This is a genomic window from Nocardia sp. NPDC004718 (genome assembly GCF_053601535.1).
Genome location: NZ_JBSGCA010000035.1, coordinates 1 through 17,501, shown reverse-complemented (window position 1 = coordinate 17,501; position 17,501 = coordinate 1). Strand labels below are relative to the sequence as shown.

Sequence of the window (17,501 nt, the reverse complement as noted above, 5' to 3'; positions counted from 1 at the left end):
GCGGTCGTGGCGGCCCCGTCGTAGAAGATCAGGCGCCCTTGCGAGCCGGAGCCTTTTTGGCCGCCTTCTTCGCAGGCGTCTTCTTCGCCGCGCTCTTGGACGCGCCACTCTTGGACGCACTGCTCTTGGCTGCCGTGCTCTTGGCGGCGCCGCTCTTGCCTTCGGCGCTCTTGGCCGCGGCCTTCTTCGCGGCCTTCTTCGGCTCGGCCCCGTCGCCGCCCGCCGTCCTGCGCCCGCTGGCCTCCAGGCTGCGCTGCAACGCGGCGACCAGATCGACCACCTCGGCGTCCATCCCGCTCGGCGCGAGCTCCGGCTGTTCGGGCACCTTGCCGGTTCCGCTGGCGATCGCCTCGTCGAGCAGGCGTTTGAGCTCGATCTGGTACTCGTCGGTGAACTGCTCCGGATCGAAGTCGTCGGACATGGCCTCGACGAGCGTCTCGGCCATCTTGATCTCCTGCGGTCTGGGCTCGGCGACACCGTCGAGTGATTCGAACTCCACGGAGCGGACCTCGTCGGGCCACAGCAGCGTCTGAATCACCAGAATGCCGTCGCGCACGCGCAGCGCGGCAAGCCGGGTCTTCTGCCGCAACGTGAAGTACACCAGGGCGGTGCGTTCGATCTGCTCCAGCGTCCGGGCCAGCAGGACGTAGGCCTTCGGCGTGCTGGAGTCCGGTTCCAGGTAGTAGCTCTTTTCGAAGAGGATCGGGTCGATCTGGTCCGACGGCACGAACTGCAGCACCGGTATCTCGTGCTTCTCCGCTACCGGCAGCTTCGCGAAGTCCTCGTCGCTGAGCACCACCTTGTCGCCGTCCGGCGACTCGTAGGCCTTGTCGATCTCGGTGTACTGGACGGATTGGCCGCACACGCTGCAGACGCGGTCGTATTTGATCCGGCCTCCATCCTTGGCGTGCACCTGATGGAACCGGATGTCGTGGTCCTCGGTGGCGGTGTACACCTTCACCGGAACGTTCACCAGCCCGAATGCGATCGAGCCCTTCCAGATCGACCTCATACCCCCATCATGGCCGAAGCCCACCGGCCGCGCGAGGGAACCGGAACTCCGAGTGTCGCGGCCGCGACACGCCGACGCAGCTGTCCCGGGAGCGCGGCGAACAGTGCGCTCATCGCCGCGACCGTGCCGGCGAGGTCGGTGCGGCCGGACAGATACGCGCGTTGCGCGTCCGGGGGAAGCGCGAAGAACGTGTCGAAGAACAGCGGGAGATCGCCGGGCGGCAACGCCAGTAGCGCGCGTAGTCCGGCGCGGCGCAACCGGTGGACGACGCGCGCCGTGGCGGGCCACACGTCCCGGCCCGCGGCCACCGCGTCGGCAGCGGCCAGCGCGGCGCCGACGCTGTATCCGGTCGCCGGATGCAGGAAGCCGCCCGCGGCTCCGAACCTCCGTGATCCCGGACGGCCTCCTTGCACCGGAAAACGGACGTGCTCCACGGGTTCGTCACCGGTGAGCCGGACGTCCCTGGCGCGGAGCCGCTCGCACAAGCGTGCGTGCAGTTGCGCGCCGGTCAAGGCCGGACGGCCGGCCAGACAGGTCTCCTCGAGCAGCACCCGCTCGTCGTCCAGCGGAACGGCGTAGAGGAACGAACGCGGCGCGTCCGGGGCGGCGCCGTTGTCCGGACGCCAGTCCATGAACAGCGGTTCGAGCCCGGCGCAGTGCCGGGCGTCCACGATGACGCCATAGGCGGTCTGCTCGGCCCGGGCGGGCGAGCGGGCGAGTCCGCGCGCGTCGACCACCCGGCCGCCGGTGATAGTCGCGCCGGAGGCCAAGGTCACCCGGTCCGGGCCGACATCGATCGCGCGCTCGGAGACCACATTCGCGTCGGCCAGGTGCAGCGTCCTTTGCAGTCGTGGGGTGTCCAGCACCACGTACGGGCGGTCCAATTGGTGAGCGCGCGTTCCCCACGCCATCGGCCGGGGCACCGTCGCCGCGACGACCTGAGGCGACAGCCAATCAGGCAGTTCGTCGGCCCACATTGCGTAGGTGGCCGTCCACCGGCGCTCCGGCGCGGGATCGACCACGGTGACCGTGAGTCCGCGCTCCACTGCCCGGTGTGCGAGGGCGCGTCCGGCCGGGCCGAGCCCACAGACGACCACGTCCGGCTTCATGCCGGGCTCGTCCGGATTCGCGGAAGCATTGTTGCGATGCATGCGTTCGAGCCTCTCATCTGCTCGCTGGAGCGTCGCGCAGCCACGGCGTCGAACACGTTCCGGCGCGGAGGTCCGGACCCGCGAAGTGAACGTTCCGCGAAAGCTGTCGCGGGGTCCGGATCGCCCGCCCCGCGGGCGGAAGTGCGTCCGGCCTGGCTCGGTTGCCTTCCCACGCCGGAGCGTGCGGGCAGGTGGCCGGACCGGGCGCACCGACGGAATGTGTTCGGGCTCACCGCAGTTTGTCCCGCGTTGCTAGGATGCCGGGGCGCTGGCGTACGCATCCGGCTCCGGTGCCGAGTGCCAGGTGTCGGCGCACCGGCGTGCCGCGGATGGCACGCCGGGTAGGTTGCCGACCGGCGACCGCTGGAGTCCGAGCGCGAAAGCGGCACGACCGGAACGAGTTAGGGGTAGACGGAGTGTTCGAACTGACCAGGCGGCGCAGCCGGTGGATCCTGGCCGTGTTCGTGGTGCTCGCACTGGCGATGGGCACGCTGAGCGCGACGCTGTTCGACAAAGTGCAGGGCGGCGGGTACATCGACCCCGACAGCGAATCGAACCGGGCGACCGCGGTGCTGCGCGACACCTTCGGCGAGGCCACCCCGAATTTCGTGCTGCTGGTGCAGACTCGCCGGTCGGTGGACGACGACGCCGCGGCCACCGCGGCGACGAATCTGGTCACCGAGCTGAAGTCGGAGTCCGGCGTCGCGGGCGTCACGTCGTACTGGACCGACAAATCGCCCGCGCTGCGCAGCACCGATGGGACCAAGGGCCTGATCGTGGCCAGCATCCTCGGTGAGGAGGCCGACGTCGACAAGCGGGTGGGCGATCTCGCCGACCGATTCGGCGGCACCCACGGCCCGCTCGAGGTGCGCGTCGGCGGCTACGCCATGCTGCTGCACGAGACGGTGCAGCAGAGCGAGAAAGACGTCGTGCTGGGCGAATCCATCGCATTCCCGGTCACGCTGATCGCCCTGCTGCTGGTGTTCGGCGGCCTGGTCGCCGCCAGCCTGCCGCTGGTGGTCGCGATGATCACGGTGATGATCACCATGGGCGCGCTGTGGCTGATCGCGAGCGTCACCGATCTGGCGGCCACCGCGACCAACGTCGCCACCCTGCTCGGCCTCGGCTTGGCGATCGACTACAGCCTGCTGATCATCAGCCGCTACCGCGACGAACTGGTCGCCGGTCAGCAGCCCGCCGCCGCGGTGGCCGCCACCATGCGCTCGGCGGGCCGGACCGTCGCGTTCTCGGCTGTCACCGTCGCCGTCGCGCTGTCGGGCCTGCTGTTCTTCCCGCTGCTGGCCGTGCGGTCGATGGGCTACGCCGGCCTGGCCGTGGCGGTGATCGCCGCGACGGTGTCGCTGACCGTGCTGCCCGCGATCCTGTTCCTGCTCGGCACCAAGATCGACAACGGCCAGTTGTGGTGGTTCCTGCGCGCGGCCCGTCCCGCACCCGGTGAGGGCGCCTGGCACCGCTTGGCGCGGTTCGTGATGATGCGGCCGGTGCCCATCGGCCTCGGGGTCACCGCCCTGCTGCTCGTGCTCGGCGCGCCGTTCCTCGGAGTGAATCTCGGCTTCCCCGACGAACGGTCGCTGCCGGAGTCGATGAACAACCGCCAGGTCACCGAGACCATCCAGCGCGACTTCGCCGCCACCGAGCAGAACGGGCTGTTCGTAGTGCTGCCCGAAAGCGCTTACAGCGCCGCAGGCTTGGACGCCTACGCTCGTGAACTGTCGGAGATCGAGGACGTCCGCCGGGTCGACACCGTCACCGGCAGTTACAGCCACGGCGGTCTGCTCGTCGCGCCGACCGCGGCCGCCGACCGCTTCCGCGCCGAGAACGCCGCCTATCTGACGGTGGTCCCGGACACCACCGATCCCACGGTGCTGGACCGGATCGCCGCCGACGTGCGCGCGACGCCCGCCGCCTCGCCGGTGCTGGTCGGCGGCGTGGCGGCGGCCAACACGGACGCGATCGGCTCGGTCGTCTCGGCGCTGCCGTACGCGCTGGCCTTCGTCGTGCTGATCATGGTGGTGGTCCTGTTCCTGCTCACCGGAAGCGTCGTGCTGCCGCTGCTGGCCGTCGTGCTCAGCTTCCTGAGCCTCACCGCGACCTTCGGCGCGCTGGTCTGGATCTTCCAGGACGGGCACCTGTCCGGGTTGCTCGGCTTCACCGTCACCGGCGACCTGCCGCCGACCGTCCCGGTGATGCTGTTCGGCGTCGCGTTCGGTCTCGCCATGGACTACCAGGTGTTCCTGTTGGCCCGCATCCGCGAGGAATACGTGCGCACCAGGTCCAACGCGCTGGCCGTCACGTCCGGACTCGAGCGGATCGGCCGGATCGTCACGGCCGCCGCTGTCCTGATCTCGCTGGTCTTCCTCGGCTTCCTCGCCTCGGACATCACTTTCATGAAGGCATTCGGCATCGGGCTTCCGCTCGCCGTGCTGGTGGACGCGACGCTGGTGCGCGGCTTCCTGTTGCCCGCGGCGATGGAGTTGCTCGGCCACTGGAACTGGTATGCGCCCGGTCCGCTGCGCCGATTGCACGAGCGGTTCGGAATCGAGGAGGCTCCTGCCGCTCCGGCGACCGCGGGGCGCGAGGACTGGCTCCAGCCCGTCCGGCTCTGATTTCGAGGCGATCGGGCGAACTCGATCGGGTAGGGCCGCTCCGGCGGCTCGGGGAGGCCCGCGCGGGATGGGACGGCTGGCTGGGAGATGTGGGAGGGCGACCGGTGGTGACGCTGGCGACGGCCACCGGCGCGGTCGACGCCACGGCCGTCGAGAAGTACCTGCGCTACCGGCACGCCGACACCATCGGCGCATTGGCGTTCCGCTAGCGCAGGCGGCTCCCCTTCGCGGTCAGATTCCGCCCGTGGAGAGCAGCCCGCCGTCCACCCGGACCGTCTCGCCGGTGATCCACGCCGCCTCGTCGGAGACCAGGAATCCGATCAAGCGCGCCACGTCCTCCGGGCTGCCCAGCCGCTTCATCGGGTACACGCTCGCGGCGCGCTCCTCGTCGGTCGAGTACAGCGCGTCGGCGAACTTCGTCTTGATCACGCCCGGCGCGACCGCGTTCACCCGGATCTTCGGCCCCAGCTGCCAGGCGAGCTCACCGGTGAGATGGATCAGCGCGGACTTGGACGCGCCGTAGGCGGCGATCACGCCGGTCGAGCGGATGCCGGCAACGCTGGCCACGTTGACCACGGCGCCGCCGTGGTCGCGCATCCACGCCTGGTACGCCTCCTGGATGTAGCCGAGGGCCGCGACCACGTTCACGTCGAAGATCTTGCGCACGGCATCGAGGTCGGCGTCCATCAGGGAGCCGAAGACCGGGTTGATGCCGGTGTTGTTGATCAGGACGTCCAGCGAACCGAACTCGGTGACCGCGCGTTCGACCGCGGCGGACCGATCCTCGGCGACGCCCGAGTTGCCCGCCAGAGCGACGACCTGACCCTGGTGCCCCAGTTCGCGCAGCTCCGCGGCGGCTTCCTCCAGCGGATCCTTCTTCCGCGCGGTGATCAGCACGTTCGCGCCGCGGGCGAGCAACTCCGCCGCGACCGCCTTGCCGATGCCACGGCTGGCCCCCGTGACCAGAGCGCTCTTGCCCAATAGATCGGTACTCATGGCATCGCACGGTAGCGCAGGCCACCGCGGGGGCCGTTATCGCCGTCACATGCGGGGTGCTGGTATGTGGGCGCACCCTGCGCCCCGGGTAAAATCGGTGGTTCTTGTGCGCGTCGGGTCGCACAATCGAGCACGCGTCCAGCACCACGATCCGCGAGGAGAAGTTTGTGATCACCGCGACCGACCTGGAGGTCCGGGCCGGAGTCCGCACCCTGCTGTCCGCTCCCGGACCAGCGCTTCGGGTGCAGGCGGGCGACCGGATCGGGTTGGTCGGGCGCAACGGCGCGGGGAAGACCACCACGCTGCGCATCCTGGCAGGCGAGGGGGAGCCGTACGCAGGCAAGATCCTGCGCTCCAGCGATATCGGTTATCTGCCGCAGGATCCGCGCGAAGGAAACCTCGACGTGCTGGCCCGCGACCGGGTGCTGTCCGCGCGCGGCTTGGACACGCTGATCCGGGAGATGGAGAAGCAACAGGCGCTGATGGCCGAGGTCGCCGACGACAAAGAGCGGGAGAAGGCGGTCCGCAAGTACGGTCGGCTCGAGGAACGCTTCTCGGCGCTGGGCGGTTACGTCGCCGAGAGCGAGGCGGCGCGCATCTGCCACAGCCTGGGTCTGCCCGATCGCGTGCTCGGTCAGCCGCTGCGCACCTTGTCCGGTGGACAGCGGCGCCGAATCGAATTGGCGCGCATCCTGTTCGCCGCCTCCGACGGCAGCGGCGGGCGGTCGGACACCATCTTGCTGCTGGACGAGCCGACCAACCATCTCGACGCCGACTCGATCACCTGGCTGCGTGGCTTCCTGCAGAACCACGACGGCGGCCTGATCGTCATCAGCCACGACGTGGACCTGCTCGCCGACGTGGTGAACAAGGTGTGGTTCCTGGACGCGGTGCGCGGCGAGGCCGACGTCTACAACATGGGCTGGAAGAAGTACCTGGATGCGCGCGCCACCGACGAGCAGCGCAGGCGGCGGGAGCGCGCGAACGCCGAGAAGAAGGCGAGCGCGCTGCGCGCCCAGGCGGCCAAGCTCGGCGCCAAGGCCACGAAAGCGACTGCCGCACAGAACATGGCCAAGCGCGCCGATCGCCTGCTGGCCGAACTCGATGACGTGCGCGTCGCCGACAAGGTCGCCAGGATCAAGTTCCCCGAACCCGCCGCCTGCGGCAAGACGCCGCTGATGGCGGAGAACCTGACCAAGGTCTACGGCTCGCTGGAGATCTTCACCGGGGTCGACCTCGCGATCGACCGCGGTAGCCGGGTGGTGGTGCTGGGGCTCAACGGCGCGGGAAAGACGACGCTGCTGCGCCTGCTCGCCGGGGTCGAGCAGCCGACGGCGGGTGGTCTGGTGCCGGGGCACGGTCTGAAGGTCGGTTACTTCGCCCAGGAGCACGACACCCTGGACGACAACGCCACCGTGTGGGAGAACATCCGCCACGCCGCGCCGGACGCGGGTGAGCAGGAGCTGCGCGGCCTGCTTGGCGCGTTCATGTTCTCCGGCCCGCAGCTCGACCAGCCCGCGGGCACGCTCTCGGGCGGTGAGAAGACCCGTCTCGCGCTGGCCGGACTGGTCTCCTCGGCGGCGAACGTGTTGCTGCTGGACGAGCCGACGAACAATCTCGACCCCGTGTCGCGGGAGCAGGTGCTCGACGCCTTGCGCACCTATGCGGGCGCGGTCGTGCTGGTGACCCACGACCCGGGTGCGGCGGAGGCGTTGTCTCCGGAACGTGTGATCCTGCTCCCGGACGGGACAGAAGACCATTGGTCGGCCGAATATCTGGAACTTATTCAGCTCGCGTGAGATTCATCACAGGTACCCGTTGATCACGGCCTGCTGAGTGCTTAGCCTGGAAAGACGCTGCTCGGCGACTCGGAGGAAGCCATGAGCGACAGGCCACAGAGCAAGGCCACATTGGGTAAGGGCACACGCGTCACCGGCAAGTCACGCGATCGCCTACAGACCCAGCTGAAGAAACAGTACGAGGCCGGTGCGAGCATCCGGTCACTGGCGCGGTCCACCGGCCGCTCCTATGGTTTCATCCACAACGTCCTGGTGGAGTCGCATGTGCAACTCCGCAGCCGGGGTGGAGCCAATCGCCGCAAGAGCCCATAGCGCCACAACGGCGTGATGTGCCGCCGGACGGCTACGCGGCCGCCCCGGGCGGAGCCCCAATCGGATCGACGTCGACGCCCCCGAACTGGATGTCTACCTCGCCGAGCTGCACGGCGGCGTCGATGCCCAGGTCCTCGGGCGCATGTCGGCGATCGAGCTGAGCCGCAACGCAATTCAGCGGTGCTCGCGCTGTTGGTCGCCGCGCCGGACGGCGCGGGACCTGCCCGGGCTTCGGCTGCTGTTGTCGTCCGGTGGACCGCTGTGCGGCGAATGCGGGGCCGCCGTTGCCGCACACTGTGGCGTTCCCGGTCTCGGTATCGTGCCGCGGACCTGTGACCGGGTTCAGTAGCCCTCCACCATGCCGTCACCGTCCACCAGCAGGTTGGCCAGGCTGCGAAAGATCGGCAGCCCGGTCTTGATCTCCAGGTAGGCGAACTGGCCCTGCGGGTTGACCTCCAGGAAGTAGTACTCGCCATCACGGCCGAGCCGAATGTCGAGCACGCCGAAGGACAATCCGAGCGCGCCCATCAGCGTGGCCAGTGACTTGCTCACCGAGGCGGGCAGGTGATCGTGCGCGAAATCGACCGACGTGTCCAAGCGGGAGTCGACCTTGCCGACGCCCGCTTGGGAGTCGATGCGCACGGTCCATTCGACCCCGTCCACCCACACCACGCGCAGATCGCAGGTGGCGTCGACGTAGTCCTGGAAGGTGGTCGGCGCCGAACGGATCGCGGCCAGCCTGCCGAAATCGTCCCTGGAGATGATCCTGGTCTCGGCGAACTCCGCCCGGCTGGTGCCGGTGCGCTTGTAAACGACCGGGCCGGGCCGGGATTCGACGAAACTGCGCGCCTCGTCCGGATCGTTGGTGATCAACGTTTCCGGCACCGCGAACCCGGCCCGCAGCGCCGTCTCCAGCTGGACGATCTTGCGTGCCGCGGTGCGGTCGGCGCCCGGGTCGTTGACCCAGTGAGCGGGGATGGACCAGAGCAGCCCTTGAATGAATCCGTCGCACTCCGCCTGGCGAAACTCGTTGTCCGAGGCGCGGACACCCGCGGGCACCCGCGCGGGATGCGGGCGCCGCCACCACACCGACCGCACGTCGTCGAGGCCGATCAGGTGCGACAGCGAGCGTGTGGTGCCGAGCCGGTCCAGCCGGAAGCTGCCGGACTCCTGGGGGAAATCGCGCAGGTCGAGGTGGATCGGGCCGAGCCCGTGGTGTTCTCGCAGCGTCGCCGCCATCGCGGTGGCGTGTAGATCATCGGATTCGGACACGATCAGGACCGAACCGCGCCGGCGTGCGGCCATCCGCCTGCCGCTCAGTCGAGGCTGTCGCAGTTGATGCCGTCGTCGCTGCCGTTCATCGACTTGGTCTGGCAGTAGGTGAACGTCGCACCGCCCGCACCCGGGCAGTCGACGAGTTGCAGCCGGTCTGCCCAGGTTTCGGTGAGCCGGCGCAACTGCTCGTCGCCGAGCGCCTCCGACGGTGACTCCGGGATGGTCATCGGCCGATCGACCAGGTCGATCCGCAGCCTGCGGGTGAAATCGGCGGTGGCGCCCGCGCGAATGTCCACCAGCACCGGGCGCCCGTCCTGATCGGCGTGCGGCGCCGCGGAATCGACCACGCGCAGGACATCGGACCGACTGAAGGTCCACGTTCCCTCGGCGACGCGCACGCTGATCTGCCGGTCCGATTCCGCGACCAGCAGACCCTGGAGCGGAGGAACGCGCTCACCCCTCGGCGTCGTCCCGGGAAGGTGGATTGCGTCGGTCATAGCCGTTTCTCCGATCTGCTCGCGATTTGCCACGACCCCCAAGCGTGTGAGCGATCATATCGCGATGAGCGGCATTACCGGCTCGGATCGCGAGATTTCCCGGCCTGTGGCAAACCGAATTCCGATCCATAACGCCCGAGTACCGAAAGTTTTCCGGTAGCCTGGAAATGCTGAGATGGCAATCGAGAAGCTAATCTCCCGTGCGGCGCGGATGATGCTCATAGCCCGATATTGGCGGCTGTGCATCTGTACTCTCGTCCTGCTCGGCGCAGGTGGCCCGCGACGACCGCTGCTGTGCGGCATCGTATTTCCTCCCACGCCGCGCCGTGCTCGACTCGCTCCGAATTGATTGCCCGCGAACGGATCCGGAGGGGCGCCGACTTCACTTCCGGTTCGCGTTGCGCTCCGCCCACCAAGCGGGGGCGTCGACGAAGTGGTTGTCGAACTCGTCCTGAGCGGCGGCGAGATCGGTCATCGGGGATTCGCCCGCGGCGATTCGTTCCAGCAGTCGGAAGTACTCGAAGCGCTGCACGCCGGGCGTGAGCGCGATGAGGATCCGTGCCGTGCTGTCCGGTGCGGCGCCGAAGGCGTGCGGCATGAATTTCGGGACCACGATCGAACCACCCGCGCCGACGGTGACGATGCGGTCACCGGCGAGCAGTTGCAGTTCGCCATCCGCGACATAGAACAGCTCGTCGGAAAGCGTGTGATAGTGCGGCGCCGCGCCGTCCGCTCCACGGTCCATCTCGACCTCGAGTGTGCTCAGCCCCCCGCCCGCCTCCTCCGCGTCGATCAGCAGGCGCATGGTGACCGACGTGGTACGCAGGGTCTCCGCATCCCGCGGCTGACGGATCGCGACGTCCTTGCGTGGCGTGGGAATGGTCATCGGAGCCTCCAGATTAGTTCGGTGATTGATAATTCGGTACCGAACTATATCGTGCCGAATAAGATCCTGTCCATGACCGAGCGGAAAACGGACGCCGTGGACGCGATCGTGGCGCAGTGGCAGCGGGAACGACCCGACCTGGATCTGGAGGCGATGGCCGTGGCCGGACGTCTGGGCAGGCTGTTGCTGGTGGCGCAGCGGGAGATCGAGGCGGTGTTCGGCAAACACGGCCTCCAGCGCGGCGAATTCGACGTACTCGCCGCGCTCCGTCGTTCGGGCGCGCCGTTCGAGCTCAACCCGTCGGTGCTCGCCGACACGCTGATGTTGTCCAGGGCGGGCATGACCGGGCGGCTGGACCGGCTGGAGTCGGCGGGACTGGTGCGGCGCGTCGCGGATGCGCGGGACCGCAGGGCGGTGCGCGTCGGCCTCACCGAGGCAGGACGGGCACTGGTCGACACCGTGGTCACCGAGCACACCGCGAACGAGACGAGGATGCTGTCCGTGCTCACCGCGGGGGAGCGACGGGAACTGGACCGACTCGCGCGAATTCTGCTCAGCAGCATGGAACCGGACGCGTAGCCGCGGTAGCTCACGCACCCTTCGATCCGCTGAATCGGGCTCTACATGGGGCAACTCGTGCCGCGATGAGGTAGCTCGATACTCGTGCCGAGCGGGCGCTCCTGCTCTACCTTGAGATTCCGTACCGAAGGGGCCGGTGCGGTGGGCAAGGAGGCCTCGATGATCGACATCATCACTCTCCGCGGCACCGGGGAGCCGCGCAACTCCGACGGAACGCCCGCGGGCATGCTGCACGACGTCGTGAAACTACTCGACACCGGGAAGTTCAGCTGCTTCGAACCGGATTGGCCCGCTTCCGTCGGCCCAGTGCCGGAGGTCTGGGGTCCTTCGCTGGAGACGTCGGTACGGCTCGGCATCGCCACCGGGGTGCGGGCGATCCAGGACTCGCCGAACGTCTGCGGCCTGCTGAGTTATTCGCTCGGCGGCATCTGCGCCAGCCGGATCCTGGAGGGCGTGCGGTCCGGGAAGTACAAGAACACCGACGGAACGCCGCTGGAGATCGCCTTCGTGGTGAACATCGCCAACCCGTTGCGCCGAGCCGGGCAGTCGGTCGGAAACCTCTGCCCGGCGAATACGTTCGGCCTGCACGGGCAGCGCGGCGCGTGGCCCGCGTCGATCGACGTGCGCGAGTACGCGAATCCCGGCGACATCATCACCGCGTCGCCCGCGGATTCGCCGTTGCGCGTCATCGACGTGGGTATCTCGCCGTTCTCGTTCGTGGAGGGGGCTCGGATCGGCAACGTCGCGCCGCTGATCTTCGCCGAACTGCTCGAAGTCCTGCTGCGCGACCCGATCGCGAACCTCGAGCGCTACACGACGGCCGTACGCGGCGTCATCGGCTATCTGACCCCGTGGCCCGACGGTCAGCACGTGCTCTATTCCGGACGGAACATGCCGGGGACGAACGTGCTGTGGACTACGCACGCCGCGGAGTACCTCAACGCGGCGTACTAGCCGCCCTCACTGCTTGCGCCGGACCGACGCCTCGACCAGATCCAGTACGGCGGAAAGGTTCTCGTTGGTGTGGCCGGAGGCGATCCGGGCGATCAAACCGTCGAGGACGAGGTCGAGGTAGCCGAGCAGCACGTCGGTGGGCACGTCGTCGCGCAGCGCGCCCGCGGCCTTACGACGTTCCAGTCGGGCCAAGGTGGCGGCGGTGAGTTCGGCCGAACGCTGGGTCCAGCCCGCCCGGAATTCGGGGTCGGTGCGCAGCCTGCGGGCGATCTCCAAACGCGTTCCGAGCCAGTTGAACTGCTCGGGGTGGGCGAGCATGTCGCGCATCACCTGCACGATGCCCTGATTGGCCGCGACATCGGCCATGCGTTCGGCGTCTTCCTGGGCGAGGGCGAGGAACAGCGCGTCCTTGTCCCGGAAGTGGTGGAAAATGGCTCCTCTGGACAGCCCGATCTCTTCCTCGAGGCGGCGCACGGTGGCGCCGTCGTAGCCGTACTCGGCGAAGCAGCGGCGTGCTCCGTCGAGGATCTGGCTGCGCCGGGCGGCGAGGTGATCGTCACTGACCTTGGGCACGGAATCCTCCAGCGGGGAAACACGGACCCCCGCGTCGGCGGTAGACCGACGCGGGGGTTGTCCGACACGAGACTTCAGTGGCGCGAACACGCGCTACCGAAGGTGGCGCGATCAGGCACGGATCATGTTGCGCAGCACGTACTGCAGGATCCCGCCGTTGCGGTAGTAGTCGGCCTCGCCGGGGGTGTCGATGCGGACCACCGCGTCGAAGGTGATCTTGTCACCGTTCTCCTTGGTGGCGGTGACCTTCAGGGTCTTCGGGGTGGCACCCTCGTTCAGCTGGGTGATGCCCTCGATGTCGAAGGTCTCGGTGCCGTCCAGCTTCAGCGACGCGGCCGACTCACCCGCCGGGAACTGCAGCGGGATGACGCCCATGCCGATGAGGTTGGAGCGGTGGATGCGCTCGAACGACTCGGTGATGACGGCCTTCACACCCAGCAGGCTGGTGCCCTTGGCGGCCCAGTCGCGCGAGGAGCCCGAACCGTATTCCTTGCCGCCGAGCACGACCAGCGGGATGCCCGCGGCCTGGTAGTTCTGCGAGGCGTCGTAGATGAACGCCTGCGGGCCGCCCTCCTGGGTGAAGTCGCGGGTGTAGCCACCCGAGACGTCGTCGAGGAGCTGGTTGCGCAGCCGGATGTTGGCGAAGGTGCCGCGGATCATCACCTCGTGGTTGCCGCGCCGCGAGCCGTAGGAGTTGTAGTCCTTGCGCTCGACGCCGTTGGCCTCCAGGTACTGCGCGGCCGGGGTGCCGGGCTTGATGTTGCCCGCCGGGGAGATGTGGTCGGTGGTGACCGAGTCGCCGAGCAGCGCGAGCACCCGGGCGCCCTTGATGTCGGTGACCGGCTCCGGGGTCTGCGGCATGCCTTCGAAGTACGGAGGCTTGCGCACGTAGGTCGACTCGGCGTCCCACTCGAAGGTCTTGCCCTCCGGGGTGGGCAGGCTGCGCCAGCGCTCGTCACCCCGGAACACGTCCTTGTAGTCCTCGAGGAACATGTCGCGGCTGATGACCCGGTCAATGGTGTCCTGGATCTCCTGCGGCGAGGGCCAGATGTCCTTCAGGAAGACGTCGTTGCCCTCGGTGTCCTTGCCGAGCGGGTCGTTCTCGAAGTCGAAGTCCATGGTTCCCGCGAGCGCGTAGGCGATGACCAGCGGCGGGGAGGCCAGGTAGTTCATCTTCACGTCGGGGGAGATGCGGCCTTCGAAGTTACGGTTGCCCGACAGCACCGCGGTGACGGTGAGGTCGTTGTCGTTGACCGCCTTGGAGATCTCCTCCGGCAGCGGGCCGGTGTTGCCGATGCAGGTGGCGCAACCGAACGCGACCAGGTTGAAGCCCAGCTTGTCCAGGTACGGCCACAGGCCCGCCTTCTCGTAGTAGCCGTTGACCACCTGCGAGCCCGGAGCCATGGAGGTCTTCACCCACGGCTTGCGGGCCAGGCCCTTCTCCACCGCGTTGCGGGCCAGCAGGGCCGCGCCGAGCATGACCGACGGGTTGGAGGTGTTGGTGCAGGAGGTGATCGAGGCGACCACGACGGCGCCGTGGTCGAGCACGAAGTCGCCGTACTCCTCGCTGCGCACCGTCACCGGCTTGGACGGACGGCCCTCGGCGCCGTTGGCGGCCGACACCAGCGACTCGGCGCCGTCGTCGGCGAAGGACAGCACGGCCGGGTCGCTCGCCGGGAAGGACTCCTCGACGGCCTCGTCCAGCTTGCTGTGCGGGGTGTCGGCGGCGGGGCCGCTCTCCGCGTCGTTGGTGTAGTTGTGGATGTCCTTGCGGAACGCGATCTTGGACTCCGACAGCAGGATCCGGTCCTGCGGGCGCTTCGGGCCCGCGATGGACGGCACCACGGTGCTCAGATCCAGTTCGAGGTATTCGGAGTAGGCGGGCTCGGAGTCGGCATCATGCCAGAGGCCCTGCTCCTTGGCGTACGCCTCGACCAGCGCGACCTGCTCGTCGGAGCGGCCGGTCAGGCGCAGGTAGTCGACGGTCACGTCGTCGATGGGGAAAATCGCGGCGGTGGAACCGAATTCGGGGCTCATGTTGCCCAGGGTGGCGCGGTTGGCCAGCGGCACCTCGGCCACGCCCTTGCCGTAGAACTCGACGAACTTGCCGACCACGCCGTGCTTGCGCAGCATGTCGGTGACGGTCAGCACGACGTCGGTGGCGGTCACGCCCGGCTGGATCTCACCGGTCAGCTTGAAGCCGACGACGCGCGGGATCAGCATCGAGACGGGCTGGCCGAGCATGGCCGCCTCGGCCTCGATGCCGCCGACGCCCCAACCGAGGACGCCGAGGCCGTTGACCATGGTGGTGTGCGAGTCGGTGCCGACACAGGTGTCGGGGTAGGCCTGGCCGTTGCGGACCATGACGACGCGAGCCAGGTGCTCGATGTTGACCTGGTGCACGATGCCGGTGCTCGGCGGGACGACCTTGAAGTCGTCGAACGCGGTCTGGCCCCAGCGCAGGAACTGGTAGCGCTCGCCGTTGCGCTGGTATTCGATGTCGACGTTGCGCTCGAAGGCGTCGGCGCGGCCGAAGACGTCGATGATCACGGAGTGGTCGATGACCATCTCGGCGGGGGCGAGCGGGTTCACCTTGTCCGGGTCGCCGCCCAGGGTGGCCACGGCCTCGCGCATGGTGGCCAGGTCCACGATGCACGGCACGCCGGTGAAGTCCTGCATGATGACGCGGGCGGGCGTGAACTGGATCTCGGTGTTCGGCTGCGCCGTGGGATCCCAGCTCGCGATGGCGCGGATGTGATCGGCGGTGATGTTGGCACCGTCCTCGGTGCGGAGGAGATTCTCCGCGAGGACCTTCAGTGCGTACGGGAGTTTCTCGGTGCCGGGCACGGCGGAGAGGCGGAAGATCTCGTAGGAGTTGCTTCCCACCTCGAGGGTGCCCTTGGCGCCGAAAGTATCGATACTTGTCGTCACGTCAGCTCCACTCGTCTGTGCGGGCGGCCACCGGCGGGGCTGTGCCGGCGGCCGAGTCTTCGGAGGTGCTCCGGCGCCGCTCCGGCGCTGGTTCCTCGCGCCTACGACCTTAACAGTACGCTTGTCCTGTGAAACACCAGGGGGCGGTTCGGCGTGCCGCGCGCGCGAGATGCGACACTCCGTCGCGTACTGTGCTTTCGAGCCAGCAAGGGGGATCTTGCTCGCCCTGCAGTGTTGGATGCCCGTCGCTTCGGTTGCCGATGCGGCTCGACAGACCGGATGGAAGATGACCGCCCCGCACAACTCGGTTTTCACCCCTATGGCCGCCGAATTGCCGCCGAATGTCACCACCGACACCGTGCGCTCGCTCAACGCCGATCTGGCCGATGATCACGTCGCGACACTGACCGGTAAGGACAAGAAGGAACTGGCCGCCATCGCCGCGGAGGCGCGATCGCAGGGAATCCCGCTGAGCATCGTGGTCGTCCCCGGCAATCCAGGACACGATTCGAGCCTACGGGACTTGGCCACCGAGGTGGGTAAGACGCAGCACGGCACCGTGGTCGTTCTCAGCGACGACTGGGTGGGCACCTACAGCGACACGATCAGCCGGGTGCGGCTGGAGTGGGCCGAGGACGCCGCTAAGGGCACGCAGGGTAAGAGCGCGGAAGCCGCGAGCATCTTCACCGCCCGCTTGGAGACGCCGGAGTCGATGTCCTGGACCGCCATCACCTGCGCGCTGCTGGGTGGAACGGCGGCGGTCATCGCCGGACTGTACTGGGTCAAGGTCCGGGGGGCGGCGGCCGACGGTCCGGAGCGTGTGGCGAGCGACCGGCGGACGCCGGAGGGCGAGTAGTCCGACGCGCGCGCCATCTGGGGCCGCGGCGCCTTTCCGTGAAGCAGGCTGCGGCCGATTCGACATTCTCGTGGTATCACCGCGCGGGTAACGGCGCGGTTGTCCATCGCCACTCGGCCCCAGGCGGGGTACGTCTGCGCGTCGCAGGCGTGCGTCGCTGACACCGCCTTCGCTCGATGCGAAGCCGAGCTATGTCCGATCTAGGGCGAAATCGGGCCAACAGCATCCATGTAGCTAATTTTCCGAACGGTTGGTCTGTTGCGCTCGAAGAAAGCATGGCGCGCAGTGCAGCAAATTTCTAGCAATGAAGAAGATGTGGGCGGCAACGTGATCGATGCCGTTTTGTCGGTGACGTAAGTGTCGTACGGTTCGAATGGTCCCTGATGGGGAATAAGTGTTCCCAGAGGCCATCTGTCGACCACTGTGCATCCTGGTTCGCCTGATGCCCTCGAGGATTGCCGGAATCCGGTCCTTGGAGGTGTGATGCGCAACAACGGCGGGCTCACCAACCGGCGCCGACTATCGGTTGCTGCTGGATTGCTGATAGCGATCGCTGTAGTGGTCACGACTGGACCTGTCGCTGCTGTACCACCTCCTCCGCCAAATCCCAGCGACGGCGAGATCGCCCAGGCGGGCGCGCAGGTGGACGCCGGTGTCGCCGAGGTCGGCACCCTGATCAACCAGGTCGCCGTGGTCGATCAGCAACTGGGACAACTCGACGACGCCGTCGCGCAGCGCCGGGAGGACGTCAACCGAGCGCTGGTTGACCTGCAGACCGCGCGCGACGCCGCCGACGCGGCCGCCGTCGTGGTGGTCGACACCCAGCTCGACCTTGCCGATGCCGCCGCCAAGGTGGGCCAGGCGCGACGCAACTTCGATCAGTTCGCCACCCAGGCCTATACCAATCCGGGCTCCGGCTCGATGGTCACCTACCTCGCCGCGGCCACCCCCGCGGTCGCCGTCGCGAACGGCCGCGTCGAGGACTACACGGTGGCGGGCCACGACTCGATCGTCCTCGGCGTAGCCGGCCGAGACCAGCACCAGCGTGGGCAC

General features: G+C 68.2%; 14 protein-coding genes and 1 pseudogene. 7 read left to right on the top strand and 8 right to left on the bottom strand.

All coding sequences use genetic code 11. The annotated features are described in order from the left end of the window. Nucleotides 1–28: 28 nt before the first annotated feature. On the bottom strand, nucleotides 29–1,012 hold the full coding sequence (ku, locus tag ACWEH3_RS24500) for a non-homologous end joining protein Ku (protein WP_450014934.1): 984 nt from the start codon (nucleotides 1,010–1,012) through the stop codon (nucleotides 29–31). Next, on the bottom strand, nucleotides 1,009–2,163 hold the full coding sequence (locus ACWEH3_RS24495) for a lycopene cyclase family protein (RefSeq protein ID WP_450014933.1): 1,155 nt from the start codon (nucleotides 2,161–2,163) through the stop codon (nucleotides 1,009–1,011). The genes ku and ACWEH3_RS24495 overlap by 4 nt, the downstream gene beginning before the upstream one ends. A gap of 416 nt (nucleotides 2,164–2,579) precedes the next feature. Here ACWEH3_RS24495 and ACWEH3_RS24490 point away from each other — a divergent pair, with 416 nt between their 5' ends. Further along, nucleotides 2,580–4,790 (top strand): MMPL family transporter, encoded by a 2,211-nt coding sequence (locus ACWEH3_RS24490; protein ID WP_450014932.1) that lies wholly within the window; start codon nucleotides 2,580–2,582, stop codon nucleotides 4,788–4,790. Between the two features lie 231 nt (nucleotides 4,791–5,021). Here ACWEH3_RS24490 and ACWEH3_RS24485 read toward each other — a convergent pair whose 3' ends face one another. Continuing rightward, nucleotides 5,022–5,786: an SDR family oxidoreductase gene (locus ACWEH3_RS24485; protein ID WP_450014931.1), complete on the bottom strand. Its 765-nt coding sequence runs from the start codon at nucleotides 5,784–5,786 to the stop codon at nucleotides 5,022–5,024. Between the two features lie 167 nt (nucleotides 5,787–5,953). Here ACWEH3_RS24485 and ACWEH3_RS24480 point away from each other — a divergent pair, with 167 nt between their 5' ends. Beyond that, the gene (locus ACWEH3_RS24480; protein ID WP_356961853.1) at nucleotides 5,954–7,585 is read left to right on the top strand and encodes an ABC-F family ATP-binding cassette domain-containing protein; all 1,632 of its coding nucleotides are present in this window, start codon (nucleotides 5,954–5,956) and stop codon (nucleotides 7,583–7,585) included. Between the two features lie 81 nt (nucleotides 7,586–7,666). Then, a complete protein-coding gene (locus tag ACWEH3_RS24475; RefSeq protein ID WP_355070859.1) occupies nucleotides 7,667–7,897 on the top strand; it encodes a helix-turn-helix domain-containing protein in 231 nt (76 codons plus the stop codon). A gap of 342 nt (nucleotides 7,898–8,239) precedes the next feature. Here the strand turns inward: ACWEH3_RS24475 and ACWEH3_RS24470 are convergent, their stop codons facing one another. The 3 genes from ACWEH3_RS24470 to ACWEH3_RS24460 all read right to left on the bottom strand — a co-directional run bounded on the left by ACWEH3_RS24470 (nucleotide 8,240) and on the right by ACWEH3_RS24460 (nucleotide 10,555). Next, nucleotides 8,240–9,169, bottom strand: coding sequence for a hypothetical protein (locus ACWEH3_RS24470; RefSeq protein ID WP_356961855.1), 930 nt, complete (start codon nucleotides 9,167–9,169; stop codon nucleotides 8,240–8,242). Nucleotides 9,170–9,213: 44 nt separating this feature from the next. Next, nucleotides 9,214–9,669, bottom strand: coding sequence for a hypothetical protein (locus ACWEH3_RS24465; RefSeq protein WP_450014930.1), 456 nt, complete (start codon nucleotides 9,667–9,669; stop codon nucleotides 9,214–9,216). A 382-nt stretch (nucleotides 9,670–10,051) separates the two neighbouring features. Continuing rightward, complete coding sequence (locus ACWEH3_RS24460) at nucleotides 10,052–10,555, bottom strand: cupin domain-containing protein (RefSeq protein ID WP_450014929.1); 504 nt, start codon at nucleotides 10,553–10,555, stop codon at nucleotides 10,052–10,054. Nucleotides 10,556–10,627: 72 nt separating this feature from the next. Between ACWEH3_RS24460 and ACWEH3_RS24455 the strand changes: the two genes are divergently transcribed. Both ACWEH3_RS24455 and ACWEH3_RS24450 read left to right on the top strand, forming a co-directional pair. After that, entirely contained in the window at nucleotides 10,628–11,134 is a 507-nt protein-coding gene (locus ACWEH3_RS24455) for a MarR family winged helix-turn-helix transcriptional regulator (protein WP_450014928.1), read from the top strand. Nucleotides 11,135–11,293: 159 nt separating this feature from the next. Further along, a complete protein-coding gene (locus ACWEH3_RS24450) occupies nucleotides 11,294–12,088 on the top strand; it encodes a hypothetical protein (RefSeq protein WP_450014927.1) in 795 nt (264 codons plus the stop codon). 6 nt (nucleotides 12,089–12,094) lie between these two features. Here ACWEH3_RS24450 and ACWEH3_RS24445 read toward each other — a convergent pair whose 3' ends face one another. Together ACWEH3_RS24445 and ACWEH3_RS24440 are read right to left on the bottom strand one after the other, a co-directional pair. Further along, nucleotides 12,095–12,661, bottom strand: coding sequence for a TetR/AcrR family transcriptional regulator (locus ACWEH3_RS24445; RefSeq protein ID WP_039798681.1), 567 nt, complete (start codon nucleotides 12,659–12,661; stop codon nucleotides 12,095–12,097). Between the two features lie 111 nt (nucleotides 12,662–12,772). Continuing rightward, nucleotides 12,773–15,592: an aconitate hydratase gene (locus tag ACWEH3_RS24440; protein WP_450014926.1), complete on the bottom strand. Its 2,820-nt coding sequence runs from the start codon at nucleotides 15,590–15,592 to the stop codon at nucleotides 12,773–12,775. A 286-nt stretch (nucleotides 15,593–15,878) separates the two neighbouring features. Here ACWEH3_RS24440 and ACWEH3_RS24435 point away from each other — a divergent pair, with 286 nt between their 5' ends. Together ACWEH3_RS24435 and ACWEH3_RS24430 are read left to right on the top strand one after the other, a co-directional pair. Then, nucleotides 15,879–16,448 (top strand): Rv1476 family membrane protein, encoded by a 570-nt coding sequence (locus ACWEH3_RS24435; protein ID WP_450014925.1) that lies wholly within the window; start codon nucleotides 15,879–15,881, stop codon nucleotides 16,446–16,448. 483 nt (nucleotides 16,449–16,931) lie between these two features. Then, a pseudogene (locus ACWEH3_RS24430) lies at nucleotides 16,932–17,501 on the top strand (NlpC/P60 family protein); the annotation flags it as partial.